This window comes from Clostridium fungisolvens, assembly GCF_014193895.1.
GTDB lineage: Bacteria > Bacillota > Clostridia > Clostridiales > Clostridiaceae > Clostridium_AR > Clostridium_AR fungisolvens.
The window spans coordinates 1,307,177-1,329,321 of record NZ_BLZR01000001.1 but is presented as its reverse complement, the minus strand read 5'-3'; the positions used below and the strand labels follow the sequence as shown (position 1 = coordinate 1,329,321).

General features: G+C 30.7%; 24 protein-coding genes and 1 riboswitch. Of the genes, 3 read left to right on the top strand and 21 right to left on the bottom strand.

Features of this window, described 5'->3' with window-relative positions:
• Positions 1-349 precede the first annotated feature (349 nt).
• On the top strand, positions 350-568 hold the full coding sequence (locus bsdtw1_RS05300) for a hypothetical protein (protein WP_183276565.1): 219 nt from the start codon (positions 350-352) through the stop codon (positions 566-568).
• Between the two features lie 127 nt (positions 569-695).
• On the opposite strand, the gene bsdtw1_RS05295 is transcribed toward bsdtw1_RS05300, so the two are convergent.
• The 4 genes from bsdtw1_RS05295 to helD all read right to left on the bottom strand — a co-directional run bounded on the left by bsdtw1_RS05295 (position 696) and on the right by helD (position 5,322).
• On the bottom strand, positions 696-1,091 hold the full coding sequence (locus tag bsdtw1_RS05295) for a hypothetical protein (RefSeq protein WP_183276564.1): 396 nt from the start codon (positions 1,089-1,091) through the stop codon (positions 696-698).
• Positions 1,092-1,108: 17 nt separating this feature from the next.
• Positions 1,109-1,366, bottom strand: a complete 258-nt coding sequence (locus bsdtw1_RS05290; RefSeq protein WP_183276563.1) for a DUF1292 domain-containing protein — start codon at positions 1,364-1,366, stop codon at positions 1,109-1,111.
• Positions 1,367-1,522: 156 nt separating this feature from the next.
• The gene (locus bsdtw1_RS05285) at positions 1,523-2,689 is read right to left on the bottom strand and encodes an FprA family A-type flavoprotein (protein WP_183276562.1); all 1,167 of its coding nucleotides are present in this window, start codon (positions 2,687-2,689) and stop codon (positions 1,523-1,525) included.
• A 338-nt stretch (positions 2,690-3,027) separates the two neighbouring features.
• Entirely contained in the window at positions 3,028-5,322 is a 2,295-nt protein-coding gene (helD, locus tag bsdtw1_RS05280; protein ID WP_183276561.1) for an RNA polymerase recycling motor HelD, read from the bottom strand.
• A gap of 415 nt (positions 5,323-5,737) precedes the next feature.
• On the opposite strand from helD, the gene bsdtw1_RS05275 reads away from it, so the two are divergent.
• Positions 5,738-6,580: an SDR family oxidoreductase gene (locus bsdtw1_RS05275; RefSeq protein ID WP_183276560.1), complete on the top strand. Its 843-nt coding sequence runs from the start codon at positions 5,738-5,740 to the stop codon at positions 6,578-6,580.
• Between the two features lie 128 nt (positions 6,581-6,708).
• Here bsdtw1_RS05275 and bsdtw1_RS05270 read toward each other — a convergent pair whose 3' ends face one another.
• Entirely contained in the window at positions 6,709-7,227 is a 519-nt protein-coding gene (locus tag bsdtw1_RS05270; RefSeq protein ID WP_371874658.1) for an ECF transporter S component, read from the bottom strand.
• A 218-nt stretch (positions 7,228-7,445) separates the two neighbouring features.
• On the opposite strand from bsdtw1_RS05270, the gene bsdtw1_RS05265 reads away from it, so the two are divergent.
• Complete coding sequence (locus tag bsdtw1_RS05265; protein WP_183276559.1) at positions 7,446-7,907, top strand: DUF2383 domain-containing protein; 462 nt, start codon at positions 7,446-7,448, stop codon at positions 7,905-7,907.
• A 106-nt stretch (positions 7,908-8,013) separates the two neighbouring features.
• Here bsdtw1_RS05265 and def read toward each other — a convergent pair whose 3' ends face one another.
• The 16 genes from def to bsdtw1_RS05185 all read right to left on the bottom strand — a co-directional run bounded on the left by def (position 8,014) and on the right by bsdtw1_RS05185 (position 22,141).
• Complete coding sequence (gene def / locus bsdtw1_RS05260) at positions 8,014-8,487, bottom strand: peptide deformylase (protein ID WP_183276558.1); 474 nt, start codon at positions 8,485-8,487, stop codon at positions 8,014-8,016.
• 106 nt (positions 8,488-8,593) lie between these two features.
• Positions 8,594-9,862 carry a DUF4097 family beta strand repeat-containing protein gene (locus bsdtw1_RS05255; protein ID WP_183276557.1) on the bottom strand — a complete coding sequence of 423 codons (1,269 nt, stop codon included), beginning with the start codon at positions 9,860-9,862 and terminating at the stop codon, positions 8,594-8,596.
• Between the two features lie 2 nt (positions 9,863-9,864).
• Positions 9,865-10,605 carry a hypothetical protein gene (locus bsdtw1_RS05250; RefSeq protein WP_183276556.1) on the bottom strand — a complete coding sequence of 247 codons (741 nt, stop codon included), beginning with the start codon at positions 10,603-10,605 and terminating at the stop codon, positions 9,865-9,867.
• 331 nt (positions 10,606-10,936) lie between these two features.
• Positions 10,937-11,086, bottom strand: a complete 150-nt coding sequence (locus bsdtw1_RS05245) for a hypothetical protein (protein ID WP_183276555.1) — start codon at positions 11,084-11,086, stop codon at positions 10,937-10,939.
• Between the two features lie 307 nt (positions 11,087-11,393).
• Positions 11,394-12,278: a methylenetetrahydrofolate reductase [NAD(P)H] gene (metF, locus tag bsdtw1_RS05240; RefSeq protein ID WP_183276554.1), complete on the bottom strand. Its 885-nt coding sequence runs from the start codon at positions 12,276-12,278 to the stop codon at positions 11,394-11,396.
• 103 nt (positions 12,279-12,381) lie between these two features.
• A riboswitch (SAM riboswitch) is annotated at positions 12,382-12,556 on the bottom strand.
• Positions 12,557-12,764: 208 nt separating this feature from the next.
• On the bottom strand, positions 12,765-13,718 hold the full coding sequence (locus bsdtw1_RS05235) for an MraY family glycosyltransferase (RefSeq protein WP_183276553.1): 954 nt from the start codon (positions 13,716-13,718) through the stop codon (positions 12,765-12,767).
• Positions 13,719-14,066: 348 nt separating this feature from the next.
• A complete protein-coding gene (locus bsdtw1_RS05230; RefSeq protein WP_183276552.1) occupies positions 14,067-14,276 on the bottom strand; it encodes a hypothetical protein in 210 nt (69 codons plus the stop codon).
• Positions 14,277-14,358: 82 nt separating this feature from the next.
• Positions 14,359-14,928, bottom strand: a complete 570-nt coding sequence (locus bsdtw1_RS05225; RefSeq protein ID WP_183276551.1) for an ArsR/SmtB family transcription factor — start codon at positions 14,926-14,928, stop codon at positions 14,359-14,361.
• A gap of 18 nt (positions 14,929-14,946) precedes the next feature.
• Positions 14,947-15,549, bottom strand: a complete 603-nt coding sequence (locus bsdtw1_RS05220) for a glycoside hydrolase family protein (RefSeq protein WP_183276550.1) — start codon at positions 15,547-15,549, stop codon at positions 14,947-14,949.
• Between the two features lie 331 nt (positions 15,550-15,880).
• The gene (locus bsdtw1_RS05215; RefSeq protein ID WP_183276549.1) at positions 15,881-16,522 is read right to left on the bottom strand and encodes a V-type ATP synthase subunit D; all 642 of its coding nucleotides are present in this window, start codon (positions 16,520-16,522) and stop codon (positions 15,881-15,883) included.
• 3 nt (positions 16,523-16,525) lie between these two features.
• Positions 16,526-17,908 carry a V-type ATP synthase subunit B gene (locus tag bsdtw1_RS05210; RefSeq protein WP_183276548.1) on the bottom strand — a complete coding sequence of 461 codons (1,383 nt, stop codon included), beginning with the start codon at positions 17,906-17,908 and terminating at the stop codon, positions 16,526-16,528.
• The gene (locus bsdtw1_RS05205; protein WP_183276547.1) at positions 17,901-19,676 is read right to left on the bottom strand and encodes a V-type ATP synthase subunit A; all 1,776 of its coding nucleotides are present in this window, start codon (positions 19,674-19,676) and stop codon (positions 17,901-17,903) included. Before bsdtw1_RS05205 ends, bsdtw1_RS05210 begins: the two co-directional genes overlap by 8 nt.
• A 17-nt stretch (positions 19,677-19,693) precedes the next feature.
• The gene (locus tag bsdtw1_RS05200) at positions 19,694-20,005 is read right to left on the bottom strand and encodes a V-type ATP synthase subunit F (RefSeq protein ID WP_183279736.1); all 312 of its coding nucleotides are present in this window, start codon (positions 20,003-20,005) and stop codon (positions 19,694-19,696) included.
• Positions 19,998-20,999, bottom strand: a complete 1,002-nt coding sequence (locus bsdtw1_RS05195; protein ID WP_183276546.1) for a V-type ATP synthase subunit C — start codon at positions 20,997-20,999, stop codon at positions 19,998-20,000. The genes bsdtw1_RS05200 and bsdtw1_RS05195 overlap by 8 nt, the downstream gene beginning before the upstream one ends.
• Positions 21,000-21,012: 13 nt before the next feature.
• The gene (locus tag bsdtw1_RS05190) at positions 21,013-21,612 is read right to left on the bottom strand and encodes a V-type ATP synthase subunit E (RefSeq protein WP_183276545.1); all 600 of its coding nucleotides are present in this window, start codon (positions 21,610-21,612) and stop codon (positions 21,013-21,015) included.
• A 34-nt stretch (positions 21,613-21,646) separates the two neighbouring features.
• Positions 21,647-22,141 (bottom strand): V-type ATP synthase subunit K, encoded by a 495-nt coding sequence (locus bsdtw1_RS05185; protein WP_183276544.1) that lies wholly within the window; start codon positions 22,139-22,141, stop codon positions 21,647-21,649.
• Positions 22,142-22,145: the final 4 nt, after the last annotated feature.

Sequence of the window (22,145 nt, the reverse complement as noted above, 5' to 3'; positions counted from 1 at the left end):
AAAATTTAACAGGTATTTAACACGATAAGGGTTCGATTAACCATGATAAAAAATTAATTATGTGTCTAGTTTTTATTTTACCTTTCTATAAACCATTTATCAACAACAAATCTTTAGACGAAATTCTACAATCTCATTTTATTACATTTATGTAAAATTCTACATTTGCAGACTTTTACATAAATTGCCACTTGTTGCTTTATGCGTTTTGCAGTATTTTGTTAAGATTTTATAGCGTTAATTGTAACAATTTGACTTATAAATCTTTTTTACAAAAATACAAAATTTGTTATAATAATATTACGCTACTAATAAGTTAATAATTTTGATTGGATTGGAGGATAAGCTTATGTATTCTTACAGATTGGAAAAAAAAATTATCAGGAGAAAAATCTTACTAAACTTTATTCTTAATTTTTTATCACCTACTAATATTTTGGTAATAAAACTAAGCGAAAATTTGGACAAGCTAATAGTTAAACAACAAAAATATCTACTAAAAAAGTATCTAGGGAAGAGCCGCTTAGGAAAGAAGAGGCTGAGAGGACTTTATAAAAATATAGCTTAATATTGTCGGGGTTTAAAATATGTACTATAAATTTTTAGGACACTAAAAAGCCTCTTTAGAAATTAACTAAAGAGGCTTTATAGGGTATGAACTTTATTTCTTACATATAAACTTTAAAATCGAATTTCTATAGACCTAATTCATCCATAACATCATCTATATCCAAATCTTTATCTTCTTCGAAGAATACAGCTATAAATTCATTGTAATTGTAATTGGAAGGATCAATATCATAAGAAACAAACTGAGCTTGAACCTCAAATTCTTCATTCGCTTCATCAATTACATCACTTACGTTATCTAGAGCTATATCACTCAAATAAGGTAAAAAGAATTCTGAATACCACTCTTCACTTTCTTCCTCATGATCACTCTCTTCATTAGAGTAAGCCTTAGCCGCGCTCAATTCATCACTATCGAAATCATAGAAGAATCTTAATACAAGACCTTCCTTATACTCGATTTCTTGAATATCCACTAATTCATTTTCGCTTAAAAACTTAATAATTTCTGATTTTTTCATTATTTCCCCTCCATTAATTAATACAATAATTTCTTATATTCTTTTTTTACAGCTTCAAATTCTTTATCATCCTCTACAAGGTTATATTCTTCTTTACCCTCTACTTCATCTACTCTAAATATAAATGCATCTTCCTCATCTGCATCTTCTTCAAGCGGTGAAAGTATCAAGTACTCCTGTTCCTCTAAATATATCCTAGCAACAGCTTCAAAATCTACCTTATTTCCATCCTCATCTCTAAAAGACATTATTTCCTTATCTTCTAAATTACTCATAAAAAAATCTCCTCATATATTATAAATTTTAAATAAAGTTTTCTTCTAAGTGTTTATATGTATTATAATTCCATAAATTAATACATCTATTCTAAAAATAGACTTTTTTTAAGACAGTAAAAGAACACTATAGATTTGATAGTGTTCTTTTATTTTTTAAACTAAGCTCATGAAGTTTTCAACAAACTCATCTGCATTCTTAAAGTCTGCTTCAGAAGGTACAAAATTCACCTTAAGTCCGTCTATAGTCTTTAATTTTAAGCTTTTAAGCCTTTCAGTCAGCATTGGCACACCTTCTCCACTCCATCCAAAAGAACCAAAAGCCGCAGCTGGTTTTGATCTGTTTATTATTGGGTTAACCAATGATAACAAATCCCATGATGGCTTAACAGCATCTTGATTTATTGTAGGAGATCCTATAAGAAAAGCAGAGCTATTATCTATAAGTTCAGCAGCTTTTTCTATAGGCATTGAAGTTATTTCATGAACCTCAACCTTTATACCCTTTTCTCCTATCTTTTCTGAAACATACTTAGCTATAGCTTCTGTGTTTCCATAAGCTGATATGTAAAACACTTGAATATTCTTTTCAACAGTCTCCACTGTAGCCCATTTATCGTAAAGATCCAAGTATTTTTTTGCATCTGCTACGTGTAACGGTCCATGACTAGGAGCAATTATCTCTATGTTAAGACCATCTATTTTTGTTAGTGCTTGTTTTACGAATTTTTTAAATGGTCCCATTATTACTTCAAAATAGTATTTCATTTCTTCAAAGTAATCATCTGAAAAATTATCAGTTAATGCTCCTTCAGGGCAATAATGACATCCAGTGAAATCACAGGTGAATAAAAGAGCTTTTTCCTCTACATAAGTAAATATCGTATCTGGCCAGTGAAGATTAGGAGCTGATATAAATTTTAAAGTAGTGTTACCCAAATTTAAATCTTCCTTAGCTTCAATAGCTTCAAAAGGCTTATTAACAATATTTTTAAGATAATTTATTGCAGCTCTTGAACCAACTATTTTAGCATTTGGATAATCTTCCATAAGTCTTATGATTGATCCGCTATGATCTAATTCTGTATGCTGAACTATTATATAATCTACAGCTTTCCCACCTATTATATTAGTTATATTTTCTTTAAATTCATCATAAAATCCGTTCTTAACACTATCAACTACAGCTATCTTATCATCATTTATAAGATATGAGTTATAGGTTGTACCTTTTTTTGTTTCCATTATAATATCGAATACTCTTAATGCCGCGTCTTTAACACCGATCCAATATATATTATCTCTAATATTTTCTACGCTCATTGTACTACCTCCATAACTGTAATAAAATAAAAACCACATAAATTGTACCATAGAAGCTTGTATTTTACAATCTCATCCACACTTATCCAAATGATATACAGCTATATTCTTGTTACTAAAAACTCGTATTATATTACCACATTTAGTTATATACTTTATAATTACACTATTAAAACTCCCCTATTAAAAATGCACCAATTCCAAATCATTTTAATACATGTTGGACATATAAGGCCTAGGGGAGTTTTTTTTATATTTAATTTATTAAAGCTAATTATAAACTTACATTTACATTTGCTTTTCTTTTTCAATAGACTTTAACAAAAAATATATAAATCCTAACTAAGTAGGTTACTAATACTGCCATTATAAAAAACGTACTGATAGTGAAGGGCTCTTGTCAAAACAACATATAATAGCTTCTTATCAAGCTCGTTATCACTATATATTTGATCATTACAATTAAACACTATAGAACAGTCAAATTCCAATCCTTTAGTTAAATAGGAAGGTATTATTATTTTATCTAATTTTATATTTTTATCTGCTTCTTTTATGAGTGTCCAATCATAAATAGAATTCTTCTTCATTATATCTCTTATTTTCTTGCATTCATCAAAGGTCCTTCCTATTATAGCCACGCTATTCTTGCCACTACCTATAACTTTATCTACAATTGCATCTGTTTCCTTTGCAAAATCATTGTTATTTTCATATTTTATAATTTTAGGTTCTTCTCCATGCCTTAGCACAGGGGTTGCAGGCTTAAGATTATTTTTTTGTTTCTTTAATACCTTATTTGCAAATTCTATTATTTCTATGGTTGATCTATAGCTTTGAGTTAAAGGTATGTAGGTACATTCACCTCTAAATACATCATCAATAAGCTTCTCCCACTGATCAATTCCTTTATAATAGTATATTCCCTGTCCTAAATCTCCTACTATTGTCATAGAGTTACCTAAAGCTAACATAGATGCTACGCACATCTGCAACGGCGAATAATCTTGAGCTTCATCTATAACTATATGTTTATATTTCTTGTCGTCAGGAACGCCCTCCACCATAAGCTTTAAGTATAGTAGTGGAGCGATATCATCACTATCAATAACTCCTTGTACATCATCATTTTCTAATGTTTCAACTATATAGCTCCAAAGTTTTTTAGGTATGACTCCATCTGTTAATTCATCAAAGAGTTCTTCTTCTTTAAATAACCTCTTGTATAAATTCTTAGTATCAATACCTTTCCAGTTATCAAAATAAGCATCAAACTCATTTTTACCTTCTGTTCTTATCTTATTTTTAAAGGAATCTCTTTCATCATATATCTCTATTAGCTTTTGCCTTCTCTCAGGACAATCATCCATTTGCTTTTTTATTCTTGAAATTTGGTATTCATACTGAAAGTCTATTTTTTCAATAACCTTCATTAGTTTTTCATTCAACTTTAAGGAAAAATATCTCTTTATCTCATCTTTTCTTTTATTAATAGGCATATGTTTCATATCCTGTACATATAGCCTCTTTATTTCTGTTTTTTCAAAGATTGTAAAACCTTGAATCGTTATATTTTCCATATTTGAAGACTCTCTTTCTAATATAAGAAGAAATCTATCCATAATAGACTTAAATACCATAGATCCCTTTATTTTACTAGAATTAGTTATATATTTAACCTCTTCAGAGTCTTCATTTTCTAACACATTCTGAAGCTTTTTATCCTTTGAATATAATTTCCCTTTTAATTTTAAGTAATCTATAGCAAATTCCTCAAAAGTCTTTTGCTTTACTTCACCAACTCCAAGAGTCGGTAAAACTTCAGATATATAATCTAAAAAAAGCTTATTAGGAGCTATCACTAAAATGTCTTGACCATCTAACTTTTCCTTATATCTGTAAAGTAAATAAGCAAGCCTATGGAGCGCCACAGTAGTCTTACCCGACCCTGCTGATCCTTGCACTATTATTGGTGCATTCTTTTCAGCCCTTATAATTTCATTTTGTTCTTTTTGTATTGTTGCAACTACTTCTTTTAGCTTTCGTCCAGTGCTTTGTTCTAGATTTATTTTTAAGAATTCATCAATTAATGCATTTTCACCGCTATCATCTATTGCACTTTTTAATATTATTTCATTTATTCCCTCATCGAAAATATCTTTTATATCTCCTTGATCAAAGAGAAATTTTCGTTTTAATGAAAGTTCCCCTTGAACTACCCCAATAGGCGCTCTATAATATGCATCTCCTTGTGTCCCACTATAATATAAATCTGCTATGGGAGCTCTCCAATCAATGACTAACTCTTCTCCCTTAGTCATATCTCCTAGCCCAAATTTTCCTATATAAAAAACTTCTTCCTTCTTCCTATACTCTCTAAAATCAATCCTAGCAAAGTATGGTTGCTCAATAGATTCTCTGTATCTTTCAAGATTCTTGTGAACAATATTATATATTTTTTCTTCAGTCTCTAGTTCCTCGTTGTACTTTCCTTTGGATGCTTTTTTTAATTTCCCTATTTTATCTAAAAGCTTTTGTTCTTCATTACCTTGTGTATAAGCAGCATCTTCAAGCCACTGCTTAGTCTCTTTTAAGTGTTCCTTTTCATAACTTAATTGTTCTTCTTTTATCATAATCCCACCGCCTTTAGTATACATAAACAGCAACTATAATTTTACCAGTAAATAGTATTAAATCAATATGTTTAACCTTTATTAAATGTTCCTATATCTTTAAATAAAAATTATATTAATTTTATACAATTGTTGTCAATAAACTTATATTATATTTCATATAATTTAATGTAAATTCATATTTTGTACAAGTATGATTTAAGTAACTATAAAGATAAAGCACTTCAATCCGAAAACTATTTCCAAAACTCCTTTGGGTTCTGAGAGGAGAATTTGAAAATATAAGTTTAATTATGAAGTGGTTCATCTATAGATAGACCAGTTCCAAATAGGATCTAACTAAGCAATTTAATTATCCTACAAAATAAATATATTTACTATTACAATAATTAAACCAATGTAATGAGGTGAGTTTATGAAAATAATGGTCTTAGGTTCAAACGGTAATATCGGGAATTACCTATCCAACTATCTAAAAAACCAACATGAAATCATACCTTTAGACAAAAATGATTTGGACATAACTGATAAAAATTCAGTTTTGCAAACTATCAAGTCATCTTCACCAGATATAGTTATACAAGCTGCCGGATTGTCTGATATAGATTTCTGCGAAAGCCATGAAACTGAATCCTATACTGTAAATACACTTGGAACACTAAATGTAGCCTATGCATGTAATAATTTATCCATTCCTATTGTTTACATTTCATCTGCTTATGTATATGGTGGCGAAAAACATTCTCCATACTTTGAAACTGATAAATGCATTCCAATAAATATATACGGAAAATCTAAACTTGCTGCTGAAAAACTTATTCGTACCATATGTAGCAAGTATTTTATAATTAGAACTTCTTGGTGTTTTGGAGGAAATGATTGCTATATAAAGAAAGCATTATCTCAAGCAAATGCTCCTATATTTTTAATTTCAGATGCTATTATAAATCCAACATATATAGAGGACTTGTGTAATTCAGTGTCTCAAATTATAACTTCTGATTTTTATGGAGTATATAATTGCGTAAACGAAGGATATACCTCAAAGCAAGAGGTTATAAAATATGCCTTCGATTATTTTAATATACAGAAGAATGTTCTACCTCTATCTACAGCAGCTATTACAAACATTGCTCCTAGACCTAAATTTACTGCAATGAATACTTGTCTTTTATATAACTGTTTTAGTATAAAAATGCCTTCATGGCAAGATAGTATAACTCATTATTTAGATACTATAGTTAGTTCAACTCAATAATTTCTTAGTATATCTAGATTTACTTCTAAATATATAAAAGGCCGCCTTAATTGGCGACCTTTTATATTAAATATAATATCTGTCTCAAAAATAAAACACTTCAAACTTAAAAATAACTTCATATTTTTTTATCTAGAAGTTGAAGACAAAACCTTTCTGAAATCTCTTCTAGTAGCCTTAGATATAGCTTCTACTAAGACATATGTTATTGTACCATCTATAAAGTGATGAATTATTGTTCCAACAAGTACAGTTACCACCAAATATTGAAATTTGAATTGTGGAAAAGGCATAATTACTAAGGCCTCTAGTATTCCATGTATAGGAGATGTGAATACTACTGTCTTGCCATACGAAACACCTTTCTTAATCATATATGCACCTGCAAGTCCTACAAATACATGCATCAATGCTCTTAATACTACCCATATAGGTTTTCCTGCTATAAAAAATCCTATTGCATTACCTAACCCAACTGCTACAGCAGCAAAAGGTGATACAAACATACTTAAAAACATAGGAACATGAGATGCTATAGTAGCTGTAAAAGGCGGTATGTTAACCGTTGCAAATCCAAAAGTAATTGGTATTATGATTGCTAAAGCTATAAGTACTGAAATATAAGTTAAATTTTTTGTTTTATTCATTATAAGTCTCCCCTTTTCAATGTATATACACTAGTATACAATAATAAGTTACACTAGTAAATAGTTTGTTTATTTCTAAACAAACTTTCTCATAATATCTTTTAAACTTATATTATTAACTAGAGTATTCCTTAAATCAAAGGCATAAATACATTTTTTTTGCTAAAACTAAAATATAAACAAATTCTAAATATTTTACTTTATAGGAGGTGATTTCTGTGTCAGTTGAAGCTCCATCAAAAGAAATAGTATTAGAATTAAACCGTTTTCTAAAAGGTATTCAAATGGGAATAGAAGCCTTTGAAAATTTACAACATAAAGCCAATGACAATAGCCTAAAACAATGCTTTTTACAAGTTCAAGCAACCTATTTAAGCCATAGTAATATTTTAAGAGAAAGAATAGAACAACTTGGAGGCGTCCCAAAAGAGGGTCTGGGCATTACTGGTAAATTGAGCGAAATATATGAAAAATTAAAGAATCTTACTGTAAATTCTGATGAAGAAGTGATTTCAGAAGCTTATAAAGCCTGTAAAACTGGGTTTACTATGGGTGATAGATTTATTGAAGATAATCATAATCTTGATCCTGCTAGCAAAAGAATAATAGAAACTATAGTTGAAGACAATAAAAATCTAGCTCAACTATTTTTGAATAAAACATCAGAAAATAAATTTTAGGTATAAAAAAGTCGCTGAAACGATCTTCAGCGACTTTTTTTTGCGTATCTGCATTCACGAATTTATATGAGTAAAATCCAGCATGCAAATAAAATTTATTTTTACTTTATTCTTCTTCGTCAACCAACTCGTACATTTCAATGGCTTGATCAACGTACATAATTCCATCCAAGTGGTCTATCTCATGGCAAAAACATCTTGCTAAAAGCCCTGTAGCTTCGTACTCTACAGCTAGACCTTTTTCATTAAGTGCTTTAACCTTAACTTTTTTAGGTCTTTCAACTAATCCTTCATATCCAACATAACTTAGACATCCTTCGTATCCTTCTTCTTTGCCTTCTTTAAATGTTATCTCCGGATTAATTAATACTATTGGTTCTGAGCCATCTCGTAGGTCAATAAATACAATTCTTTTATTGACTGCAATTTGAGGTGCAGCAAGTCCAACACCATCTACAGAATATAATGTATCCTTTAAATCTTTTACTATTGCTAATGTTTCTGCATTTATTTCTTTAATAGGTGCTGATATTTTCTTTAAATGCTCATCACCTAACTGAACTATCTTTCTTACTGGCATTAAGGTAACTCCTTTCAAAATCTATCTAAAAACATTATTACATACTAAGCCTAATTACTTCAACTAAAATTTATAGATTCCAAGAAATCACCAAGTTTTTTATTTGCTAGTTTATATTTATAGAACCATTTTTTGTTTCCATCATGAAAAGAAACTTACCGCCATTTACTTCGCCTTCTAAAATATTTTTATTATCACTAGATAATCCAAAATTATTAGTTATAGATCCACTCTTTGTAGTACACTTAATTTTAGCTGATTGTTCCTTTATAATTCTACTATTTATATTTCCGAAGGCATTATATATAGTAACATCACCTTCTATAGGTTTATTGCTTTCTAGTTTTATAGTACCATTATTAGCCTCTACATTTGCACCTTTTAATGGATTAATTATATTTACATCTCCATACTTACTTGATATTTTTGAGAATCCACTAATATTTTTTTCAGTAAACGCTCCATTTGAACCTTTAAATTCTAAATCTTCACTTATATTTTCTATACTTGTTGATCCATAAGCATTTGAGCTTATAACCTTTCCTTTTACATTAAGTACATTAAGTTCTCCATTATTACAACTTACAATTAAATTACCCTCTAAAGTATCAATCTTCACCGATCCATACTTATTATTTACTTCGATGTTGCCTTTAATATTACTGATATTAGTGCTTCCACTTGACTGGTCAACCTTTCCATCACTAGAAATATTGGAAACTACAACATCTCCATAAGAACTTTTGATATCATACTTTACAGAGCTAGGTAATTTTATTATATAATCTATTTTCTTGACTGCACCATCTTGTTTGTTTTGGTTGTAGTTTGTTTTTACTACAAGATTTTCTCCATCTGTAAATTCTATCGCTTGTTTTTGTAAATCACTTATAACAGCTTCATTATTGTAGCCAATAGAAATATTTGCTTCAATTTCGATCTTATCATTATCACTCTTATCAATAGAAATCTTTCCTTGCTTGTTTTCTAATGTCAAAGATTTTTTCGATTGGAATTCCATCTTATTTGATACTATCTTTTCATTGCTAAAAGCATTTATAGATATGCCATTTCCGTTAAAGATTGAAATTCCATTTTTTGCAGCAAAGCTTATCCCACTGCTTATAAAAACAAAAACAACTATAATTATAGCAATAAAGACACTTTTACCATCTACCGTCACACTAAGTTTAGGATTTCCTGCTAAGAATGCTCCTACTACAAGCTCAATTCCTAAGCATATTATTAAAACTGGCCACCACTTTTCTATAATTTCAAAATAGTATAAGTTCTGTATTCTTGCAATTATGAGCAATGTACCAAGTAATATTAGACCAACCCCTGCAGATAGTCTACCTATCTTCCATTGTTTCATTACTAGTCCTCCCCATTAATTTCCTTGGGCTTTCCCATAAAAAGCATTTTGATACCAAATCCAATTAGAATCACTGAAGATAATATAACCTTTGTATAATCTTTAATCATATAGAAAACTCTATTATCTACAAATTCACCTAAAAATCTGTTTGCTAATGCTATAACACCTGCTGCTATAAACACTACGCCAAGGAGTTTAACCCAGTTATCAAACCACTTTCCTGAAAAGTTTATTTCTGTTGTATCTCTTATTCCTTTTACATTCATTAAATCTAATATAGAATAGATTATTATTGCTGGCACTCCTAGCCTTAGAATATCTATATTTACTAATGAAGATACTATATATACAATCAAAAAGAGCGATAATAATTTTTGTCCTTTTTCTTTCTCGCCTAAGTAAAGCTGACCTAATCCTGGTATAACAGAAAGCATGAATGAAATTAACTTTCTTTCATCTTCAGTACTTTTATCATCCGCTAAGTTTATCATTCCTTTGTTTATTTTTTCTGCATTGATTACACAATCCAGCACATTAAATATCCATAATGCAGGTATTGCTGCTTCAAATACTCTTGAATATCCCCCTATAATATCATATGAATGATTTAAGAAACCTACTGTGAATATATAGGATAAGAAACCTCCTAAGAATATCAATCCTCTATTATTTTCTCCTAAGTATATGTGCCCAAGTCCAGGTATAAAAGAAAGAAAAAATGCTTTAATTTTACTTTTCATAATATTAATCCTCCCTGTAAATCTTATATCATAATAATAAATGCTAAAACTTAAGATTATAGTTAATAAATTCTTAACTTTTTCTTAAAGTCTTTAAAACCAAAAATTTTAATCGCATACTAAATTGATTTATCTTTACATCGTAACATAATCATACATTTTAACCAATATTTTACATAGGTTATCTTTTACTAGTTCATTTAATAATTGATTCATAAATTTAAAAGTTTTCGGACGGATAAGCACTTAATTCCAACAGGGCACTTTAACAGCTACCTAAATTAAAAAGTAGTTAAATTCAGCTTAGAGCTAAACTTAACTACTTGATAATTTAGAAATGTGGAGTTATTTCTTCCTTTTGGATCCTTTTTAAATCTTTTAATCTCAGTTTTGTTTCTTCCATTATCTTATCCCATGATTCTCCATCTATAATCATTTTTTTAGCAACTTCATATGCATGGTCTTTTTCACTTATTCCCATAGCTACCTCCTTATTATTAAGGCTTTATTTATCATCGTTTGAAATAAGGTTCTTAAAAAGGATACTTTTTAAGAACACCTTAATTTCAAGTCAGTGCTAAACACAGCCATTATTTTATATATAAATATTTTTAAGGATACAACTATAGTGTGTTGATCATTAAGTATTCATATTCATTGAAATTCTTTCTAAACATTATTTACTTTGGTTATGTTTAAAAATATTGTTTAAATTAAGTGATTATGAAGTAGATCATCAGATGGTTAATACCTTATGCAAAATTCAGTGCTTTTACAGTCCGTTTCCTTTAAATAGCTTCTTCATTTATGTGATTAATTAGTGATTCAATGCTAGTTGTTATCTTTTTTGCAACGTATGGATTATTCATCGTATAGAGGTGTATTCCACTTACTCCAGAAGATACCAAGTCAACAATCTGCTCCACTGCATAAGCTATACCTGCATCTCTAAGCGCTTCTTTATTATGTTCGTATTTATCCATTATCTTCACAAACTTTTGTGGAAGATGTGCACCTGAAAGTGATGCTATCCTCTCAATTTGTTTCTTATTTGTCACAGGCATTATACCTGCCTGAATTGGTACGTTTATATTTTGGCTAGCTACCTTATCAAGAAAGTTATAATACAAATTATTATCAAAAAACAGTTGCGATACTAAAAAATCAGCTCCTGCATCTACCTTGTTTTTCAGATACAATATATCATTATCTAAATTATCACTTTGTACATGTCCTTCAGGGTAGCAAGCTGCTCCTAGACATAAATTACCTTTTTCTCTTAAATGCTTGATAAGTTCAAAAGCATAGTTATATCTATCACTTCCATTTTCTTCTCCATTCACATCTCCTCTTAAAGCTAAGATATTCTTGATGTTATTTTTATTTAAATTGTCAACAATCCTATTTATTTTATCTTCGCTTGAGTTAATACATGTAAGATGAGCTAATGCTTCTATTCCATATTTATTTTTTACTAAAGAACTTAATTCACAAGTTCTGTTGTTATTTACACTTCCACCAGCACCATAAGTAACACTTATATAGTCTGGGTTTAAAACGGCTAATTCTTCTATTGTATTATAAACCGTCTCTATTGGTGAAGTAAGCTTTGGAGGAAATATTTCGAAAGAAAAAACCATCCTCTTCTGTTTAAATAAATCCTTAATTAGCATAGTAAGTCCTCCTTTAATTTAAAAACAAATTCTTCTTTTTTATACTTTCCTATACAATAAAAAAACCTAGAGGATATACCTCTAGGTCTAAACCACAAAGCATATCCTATCTTCCAGTAAAAACTGCAGGATTTAGCACCTTTATATGCTCGGTTAATAATAAAATTCAACTTATATCACTTATCGCACTACATAATCGCTATAAGTTAAGTTATATATAACCTGTATAAGGTTGCCGGGTTTCACAGGGCCAGTCCCTCCACCACTCTTGATAAGATGTTTTATTCAATTATTTAAATTGCAATTTATTTAGCATTATATGTATATAATATCATATTATATACTATATTATTAATAATTATCAATTAAATTTTAATTATTATTTTCAAATTATTATTTTAACTAATAATATAGTATATTATTTTAGTTAACTTTATAGCGCTCTACTCCTAAATCTATTTTAAAACTTAACTATAAACTAAGTTTTTATAATCTAAGTAATAGTATTAATATAGAAATAAGGCTTAAACAGGTACTTATTAAACATATATAGGAGACTACCTGCCTTGTATTCATTCCTTTTTGCTCAAGCCTATAATGTATTTGACTTCTATCTGCTTGATATACAGGTTTACCTTCACTAAATCTCTTAAATATCACAAATAAGTTATCAAATATAGGTACACCTAACGCTAAAAACGGGATGAATATAGACATAACTGTAGCTTGTTTAAAGGCTCCATCTAAAGCTATTATAGCTAATGTAAATCCTAAAAAATTCGCACCTGAATCTCCCATAAATATTCTCGCAGGGTGTCGATTGTACTTAAGGAATCCTAATACTGCACCTACAAGGATTATTGACATAAGTGCTGAATCAGTTTGCCCTTTTGCAAGCGCTACTACAAACAGAGTTGTAGCTGAAATGGTTGATATTCCACCTGCTAAGCCATCCATTCCATCAGACCAATTAATAACTGTAGTAACCCCAAATATCCAAGTAATAGTAAGTAAGTATTTTAATACAACAGGCAACTCTATATAACTGCCGTTGAATGGATCTGTAATTCCATTAAATACAATACCTGATTTATAGATTAAACTTGCTGCTAATATTTGTACTAATACTCTTGGAAATATCATAAACTCTTTGCCTTTTGTTTTAAAATAATCATCTAATAATCCTATTAATAAAATCATTATAGATGAAGCAAATAAATATAGACTTTGAGTTCTATCATTTCTCACTAATAAGAAATAACCTATAAAAAAACCAATAAACATAACTATCCCACCAATTATAGGTATAGGTTTATCATGTTTTTTTCTCTCCGTAGGTTTATCAGTAAACTCTATTTTTTCAGCTATTTTCATTAGTGATGGAGTTATTAGTATTGCCACTAATGATGATACTACAATACCTAAAATATAATTAAACATTAAAATCTCTCCTTTTATCCTAGGGCACAGCATATATTATATAATATTCTCAAGGACATTCAAAGAAAAATTACATATAAACATATCTTTTTCAATAATATTACAATTATGTATCAAAATAATGTTATCTTCAATCTTTTTGTTGTGAAACAAATGTAAATTTTTTAAAAATCTTAGATACCTATAAAACTCTAGAAAATAACGTCCTTTTCTTTTGTATTTAAAGTATTAATAAATGACATTTATGTTTAGAATATATCATTAATTTATCACACAAAGATAACAAAAGAATAACAGAGAATATTGTATATATGTAAAAATTAAAGGGTCTCATTAGAGCCCCCCATTTTAATTTATTCTTATCCTTGCTTTTACACCGTTTTCTGACAATCCATCTTTTAAAGCTTTAGTCAACTTATTTAATATTTCTTTTCTAATTTCATGTTCAACTTGCTCCTTAACAAAGCTGCTATTAGCTAAAAGACTTGCAAAACCACCTTTATGTTTCTCTAATATCTCTGCATGATTTACTATATCTATATCTATAACAATCCTCATTGAATCTGCCTCCAAAAATATATAGTATCCCTATATAATATGTTTGGATTAGTGTAGTGATTGTTAAGTTTATGTAAATGATTTATTTATCATCCGGATTGGTCTTACATAACACTGAAAAAGCATGACATGGTATGGCATCTTTTTTCTTCACCTCATATTTAGCAAACATTTCTCTAGTTAAACTATTTAATTCCTCAAATTCCTCTTTAGTTAAATATAAGGTTCTTGAAGTTAATGATATATTTCCTTCATTGTGATCTTCTATTCTAGAGTTTAAGGCTTCAATAACATCATTTCTAGAATTTTGATAATAGTCACTAACTAAATTTAAAACTTCTGATTTATAAATCTGTTTTGCTTGTTCGCTTATATTCTCTCCAACAATTTCAAATCTATCTGCAGTTAAATAGTAGTATTTTGCTATTATACCCTTGACTTCTTTAGTTCTTATAAGTTCAACAATTCCAGCTTTCTCAAGTTTTTTAATATGATAGTGTACCTTCGCTGGCACTTCGCCTAATTGATCAGCAATTTCTTTAACAGTAGCTGCATCTCCATTATTTCTTAGTAATGTAAGTATTCTTAATCTATATGGATCTGAGTATGCCTTTATTTGCTCCAAAGTGCTCAACTTTACTTTGTCCTTCATTAATATCACCTCTACAGTTTATTGTCCATTTTCATCCTTAATTATCATTTTATCAGTTACATCTTCATCATGTTTTCCATAAAACTTTATACTTCTTAGCTTTAACGAACTCATTTCATTGAAATCTAAAACGTCTATAAAATAGGCATCCGTAATTTCTCTCTTGAACTCCTTCTCATTTATATCTATTGTATAATATTTCGCTATATCAGAGGAATTAATGCCGAAAACTACATACTTTTGTTTATTTTTTTCATCCATAATGTTAAGAGCACCAAATAGCGATTTGCTAGATTTGTCTTGCTTTAAATCATTTGAATGAAAAATTGCGCCAGCATCAATAAATCTATTAAAATGCCATTTTTTAAAAGCAAAAATATTTGCACCGTTGGACCCTTTTTTCGTAAACATAATGTATTTATAATTATCTTGTTCCATGGTAGTCAATATATCTATATCATACCCAACTGTCTTTTCAATATATGTCTCAAAATCCTTATCGTTATTTTTCAAACTAGAAGAATAATCAGATATACTTGTCCACAAAAAAACTACAAAAGTGCTAACTATTACTGATACTATAATAAACAATAAAATTCTTCCCACAAACTTTTCTCTCATAGCACTTCTCCTAATACCTTTTTTTGTATTATATCATATTAATTATATATTATAAACAACTAAATTTCGCAATATCTATCGCTTTTATTTTAATGATAAATAAAATTTATATTAATTGAATAAATTTTCACAAAGCCCGTACTTAAAGAATTTATATACCTTTTGATGAATTTTCAATTTAAAATACTATATTTTATTATTTATTTATTAAAACTATGTCTAATGATAAAAACAAAATTATAAACCATGTATATATAGCAGAATCATCCCCTAATACACATGGTCTTTATTTAATGAACTTAACTGATATTAATTTCCTTATGAAGCCTTTCTAACTTCTTTCTTGTATAATTGACTTAACCTTCATAAGTCTAGTTAGAGCACTTCTCTCATTTTCCTCAAGCTTCATTCTTATATATTTTATAGTTTCCTGAAGCTGAGGAATAGTCATATATTCAAGTGCATTGACTCTTCTTCTAGTCTTTTCAATTTCATATGCCATAAGTTGGCAGCTCTTCTCAACTTCCGCTAGTTCAAGAAGCTTTGGAAGTATACTATATAACTTAGATATAGAATCATCTAGTTCAGAGGAAGTGCTTGAAAATCCATATGGAAATATGCTTCCTTCATCACCTTCTAGTTTTCTTTTGAAATTCATTACTGGGACATTTACACTCATTATGTTTTTAGTATCGATGTCTACAGTTATGTTCTCCTTAGGAAATGCAACTGCCTCTTCCAAAAACTCTGAACTCATAACTGCTCTAGCCATTACAAAATCTTTTAAAGATTCATGCAACTCTTCTTCTACTTCTTTCCTTAAAACATTATTATGCTTCACTAGAGTTATAAATTGTCTCATAAGTTCATCTTGCTTATCCTTTAGTAACTTATGCCCTCTAGTTGCTGTGGTAAGTCTCTTCTTAAGCTTCGTGAGCTCCATTCTGGTTGGATTAACATTAAGTTTTGACATTGACTACTCATCATCTCCTGAAGATAAATATTTTTCTAGATACTCGTCTCTTATCCTCTTAAGCTCAGATTTAGGAAGTATCTTTAATAATTTCCAACCAAGATTTAATGTTTCTTCTATTACTCTATTTGTAGTAAAACCTTGCGATACATACTCTTTCTCAAAGGCTTCTGCAAATTTAGCAAACTTCTTATCCGCTTCTGACAAAGCTGATTCTCCTAATATTGTTGCTAGTTCTTTAGCCTGTTTACCTTGTGCATAAGCAGAAAATAACTGATTTAATGTGTCAGCATGATCCTCTCTTGTTTTTCCTTTACCTATTCCCTTATCCTTGAGTCTTGAAAGCGAAGGAAGAACATCTATAGGAGGCATTACGCCTTTTTTATATAACTCTCTTGAAAGTATGATTTGTCCTTCCGTTATATACCCTGTAAGATCAGGAATTGGGTGAGTCTTATCATCCTCTGGCATTGTAAGTATAGGAATTTGAGTGATTGAGCCTTCTTTTCCTTTAAGTCTTCCTGCTCTCTCATACAAAGTTGAAAGATCTGTATAAAGATATCCTGGATACCCTCTTCTTCCCGGAACTTCTTTTCTAGCTGCTGAAACTTCTCTTAGTGCCTCACAGTAATTTGTTATATCTGTCATAATTACAAGTACATGCATTCCTTTTTCATAAGCTAGGTACTCAGCAGTTGTAAGGGCCATTCTTGGGGTAGCTATTCTTTCTATAGCTGGGTCAGATGCCAGGTTCATAAATAGTACTGATCTATCTATCGCACCAGTACTTGTAAATTCCTCCACAAAAAATTCAGCTTCTTCAAAAGTTATTCCTATGGCTGCAAAAACAACTGCAAATTTAGAGTCTGAATTTAAAACTCTTGATTGCCTTGCTATCTGCGCCGCCAATTCTGCATGTGGAAGTCCTGAACCTGAGAAAACCGGAAGTTTTTGTCCTCTTACTAAAGTATTAAGACCATCTATAGCTGAAATGCCTGTTTGAATGAATTCTGAAGGATAATTTCTAGCTACCGGGTTAATAGCTTCTCCAGCTATATCTAACCTTTTTTCTGGAATTATCTTAGGACCATTATCCTTAGGTCTTCCCATCCCATCGAAGACTCTGCCTAACATATCTTCAGATACTCCAATCTCAAGAGGTCTGCCTAAAAACTTAGCCTTTGTACCTTTCAAATTTATACCTGATGAGCCTTCAAATAGCTGTACCATAGCTTTACTTCCATTAACTTCAAGAACTTTTCCTCTTCTAATTTCACCAGTATGTAGTTCTATCTCTACAAGTTCGTCATACTTTACACCCTCAACATTATCTACAATCATCAAAGGTCCAACAACTTCAGTTACTGTCCTGTACTCCTTAAGCATCTAATACACCTCCTTCTTCTATAAGCTTATCAATATCTGCTTTAACCGCTCCAAATATCTCGTCTATTCTTGTTAAATCTTTTTCTGATATATATTTGCTTCTTGCTATTCTTTCTCTTGAAGGAATTTCTAAAATCTTCTCTAAATAGATACCATTTTCTAAAGCTCTCTCCCCTTCATGTCTAAAGCTTAACACAAGCTTCAGCATCTTATATTGCTTACTTAGTGTGGTATATGCATCTTCATCATGGAATGCATTTTGTTGAAGGTAATCTTCTCTAATGGATTTAGCAACTTCCAGTTTCAACCTATCCCCCTCTGAAAGAGCATCAATACCTACAAGCCTTACTATCTCTTCAAGATTTGCTTCCTCTTGCAGAAGAGCCATAGCTTCTACTCTCAAGTCAGACCAATCTTTAGCAATATTTTCATCCATCCATTGACCTATTCTATCAACATATAAAGAATATGAATTCAACCAGTTTATAGCTGGGAAGTGTCTTCTATAAGCAAGCTGAGCATCTAATCCCCAAAAAACTTTAACTATTCTTAAAGTTGCTTGAGATACAGGTTCTGATATATCTCCTCCTGGAGGTGACACAGCTCCTATTGCAGTTATTGTGCCTTGTCTTCCTTCAGAACCAAGGCATACTACCTTACCAGCTCTTTCATAGTAATCAGCAAGTCTTGAACCTAGATACGCCGGATATCCTTCATCACCAGGCATTTCTTCAAGTCTTCCTGACATTTCTCTAAGGGCCTCTGCCCATCTTGAAGTAGAATCCGCCATTATAGAAACCGAGTACCCCATATCTCTAAAATACTCTGCAATAGTTATACCTGTATAAATTGAAGCTTCTCTTGCTGCAACTGGCATGTTTGATGTATTTGCTATAAGTACTGTTCTCTTCATCAAGCTTTCTCCAGTCTTAGGATCCTTAAGTTCTGGAAACTCGTTAAGAACATCTGTCATCTCATTACCACGCTCTCCACAGCCAACATATACAACTATTTCAGCATCTCCCCATTTCGCTATCTGATGTTGCACTACTGTCTTCCCTGCTCCAAAAGGCCCTGGAACAGCTGCCGCGCCACCCTTAGCCACCGGAAAAAATGTATCTATTACTCTTTGTCCTGTAACCATTGGTTCTATGGGATTTAATTTTCTGCTGTATGGTCTACCTTTTCTTACAGGCCACTTTTGCATCATAACTACATCTTTCAAACCAAAACTTGTTTCTACAGTACACACCACATCTTCTACCGTAAAGCTACCTGTTTTAATATCTTTTATAACCCCTTCAACACCATAAGGAACTAATATTTTTTGCTCTACTACAGCAGTTTCTTGAACTAAGCCAAGTACATCTCCTACTGCCACTCTGTCTCCTATTTTAGCAACTGGTTTGAATTCCCACAATTTTTCTCTATCTAAAGATTTTACAGCCACTCCTTTTACAAGAAAGGAGCTATTGGCAGCTTTCATAAAAGCTTCTAAGGGTCTTTGTATTCCATCGAACATTGACTCTATAAGTCCTGGTCCAAGTTCTACGGAAAGTGGCTCTCCTGTGGACAATACTGGATCTCCAGGTCCTATTCCTGCTGTTTCCTCATATACCTGTATAGAAGCTCTATCGCCTCTCATTTCAATAATCTCACCAATTAGACCCTTGTCTCCAACCTTAACAACATCGTAAAGATTGGCTTCATCCATGCTATCAGCAACTACCAAAGGTCCAGAAACCTTTATTATTCTTCCGGTCTTCAATATCCTAACCTACCTTCCTATAAAATGTTAACACCTACTGCTTTTTCTACATTATCACTTATTCTTTTAGTTCCAATATTTAAAGTACCTTGGTTGCTTGGAATTAGTATTACTGCAGGAAGCGTCTGTCTATTATACCTTTCAATAGTTTCTTGAATATCTTTAGCCACATGCTCTGTGACGAATATTACACCATATTCCTTCATTGCTAATCTATCAATTGTTTTCCTTGCTTCTTCTGGCTCAAATACAGGAAAAACTTCTAAGCCTAAAGCCTTAAAAGCAAGTACAGAATCCTTATCTCCTACAACTGCAATCTTTTTATACATATCCTTCACGCAGCCTTTCCCTTATAACTTCCGAAGGCATATTATTTAATTTACCAACCATTATAATTCTAATATTTTTTATCTCATTTTCTTTAGCATATATATAAGCTATAATAGGCTCTGGTCCAAAACTAATATATTTTGCATCTTTCATGAATCTCATTATAAAGTTGTCACTTAGTTTTTCTAACTCACTTGAAGACCCTGTTTTTCCATACTGTTCTATACCAATTTTTAATACACCCGCATAATCTGTATAAGATAATTTTCCATAGACATTTTCAATTGAATCATTTAATAATGCTAATATTTTGTCTTTATCTATTTTCCCACCATCCAACAGTGTGCAGCTCAGAAACTCTCTTTGTTTTTTCTGTTTTTTCACTCTCAGCAAGGTTCTCATATTACTTAAATCTATTAGCTTATCGACATAATTCTTAATAAAATAATTATCCAGATTTACTGATATTTCGTTCATATGCCTATACTGATATTTATCAGAGATTAAATCAATCCTTTGTGGATCTTTCTCCTTAGAAAAATCCTCCAATACTGTTTCTATGGTTCTTCCAAATATACTAGGAAGATCTCTATAATTACTATCTTCAATTGCATTTTTTAGTTTTTTTAGTTCTATTGTACCAACTGGTATGAGTATATCATCAAAGTTCTTCTCTAAAAGTTTAGCTTTTATAAGAACTTTTAAATTATGAAAATCATATTTAATACTCATAATATCAACAACTTCTTTATGAGGTGCTGCATCGTAGATCATATTAAATACTCTCTTAAGCTCGTTACTTAATATAACTTCATATTCTTTAGGATGGCTTATCTCCTTTGAAACATTAATATATTCGGTTTCTTGAAGAATCCTTAAAGCATCCTCTGCTGAAGATGAATCAATCATCCTATCAAATTTCGATTTATCAAGGAGTCTGTTCTCTAAAACTCTGAGCCTTGGAATCACCTGGGTAAAATCCATAGCATCCATAATTAAACCCTCCTTAGTTAAATAAAATATCAGCTACTTCAAATTCCAATTCATCTCTATAAGAATTTATTAAAGCTTCAAAAGTATTATTTATCTCTATTCCATTCTTCTCTAATATAAAGCCACCTTTAAAATCACCTATTCTGCTACTAATTCTTAAATTCCCTGGCTTGTTCATAGATATTAGTTCATTATTTATCTCACTTATAAATGTACTATCAACAAACTCTCTATATTTGGTATTAAGTATAATTTCTTCATCTCCATCAATTTTTAGAGATATTATAGTTGCTTTTAAGTAATTCAAAAAATCTTTTTCACTCATGGAGCAAAGTTCATCGAAAGCTTCATTAAATACCTCACTCATAGCTTTTTGCTTAGCAGCAAGCTTCTCATTCCTAACCTTTAAAGTGGTATTTGAAATAATTCTCTCTCTCTTAAGTTTTGCTTCTATATTGGCTTTTTTTATAATACTACTTCCAACTTCTTTTGCCTCATCAATTTTTTTCTTGATAATGGCATTACTTTCAGCTTCAGCTTTTTTCAAAATACTTTCGCTCTCAGTCTCCGCATCTTCTATAATCTTATTTATCAAACCATCAATCTTTGCCATTACGTTTCACTCCAAACTATATATTGATTCAGAATTATTTCACGAACAATACCATGAATAGTGATGCAACGAAACCTAATACAGCATAAGTTTCAACCATAACTGCATAGATAACACCTTTCATAACATCATTAGGTCTCTTTGCTAATATCTGAATTCCTGCAGCAGCAACCTTACCTTGCCATATAGCTGATCTCCAACCTGCTATAGCAACTGGAAGACATGCCATAAAATATTTTAAACCTAATGATAAATCTGGTGCATTTCCGCCAAAAATTCCAATCTTTGTAAAAAGTAATAAAGCTATAACAAAACCGTAAAGACCTTGAGTACCTGGAAGTGCCACAAGTATAAATGTCTTACCAAACTTATCTGGTTCTTCAGTCATAAGCCCTGCAGCTGCTTGACCAACGGTTCCTATCCCTTGAGCTGAACCTATACCAGATAATCCAACTGCTAATGCAGCTCCTAATAGTGCCATTATTAATCCATTATTTGTTGACTGAAAAAACTCTACCCATGTATTCATATTT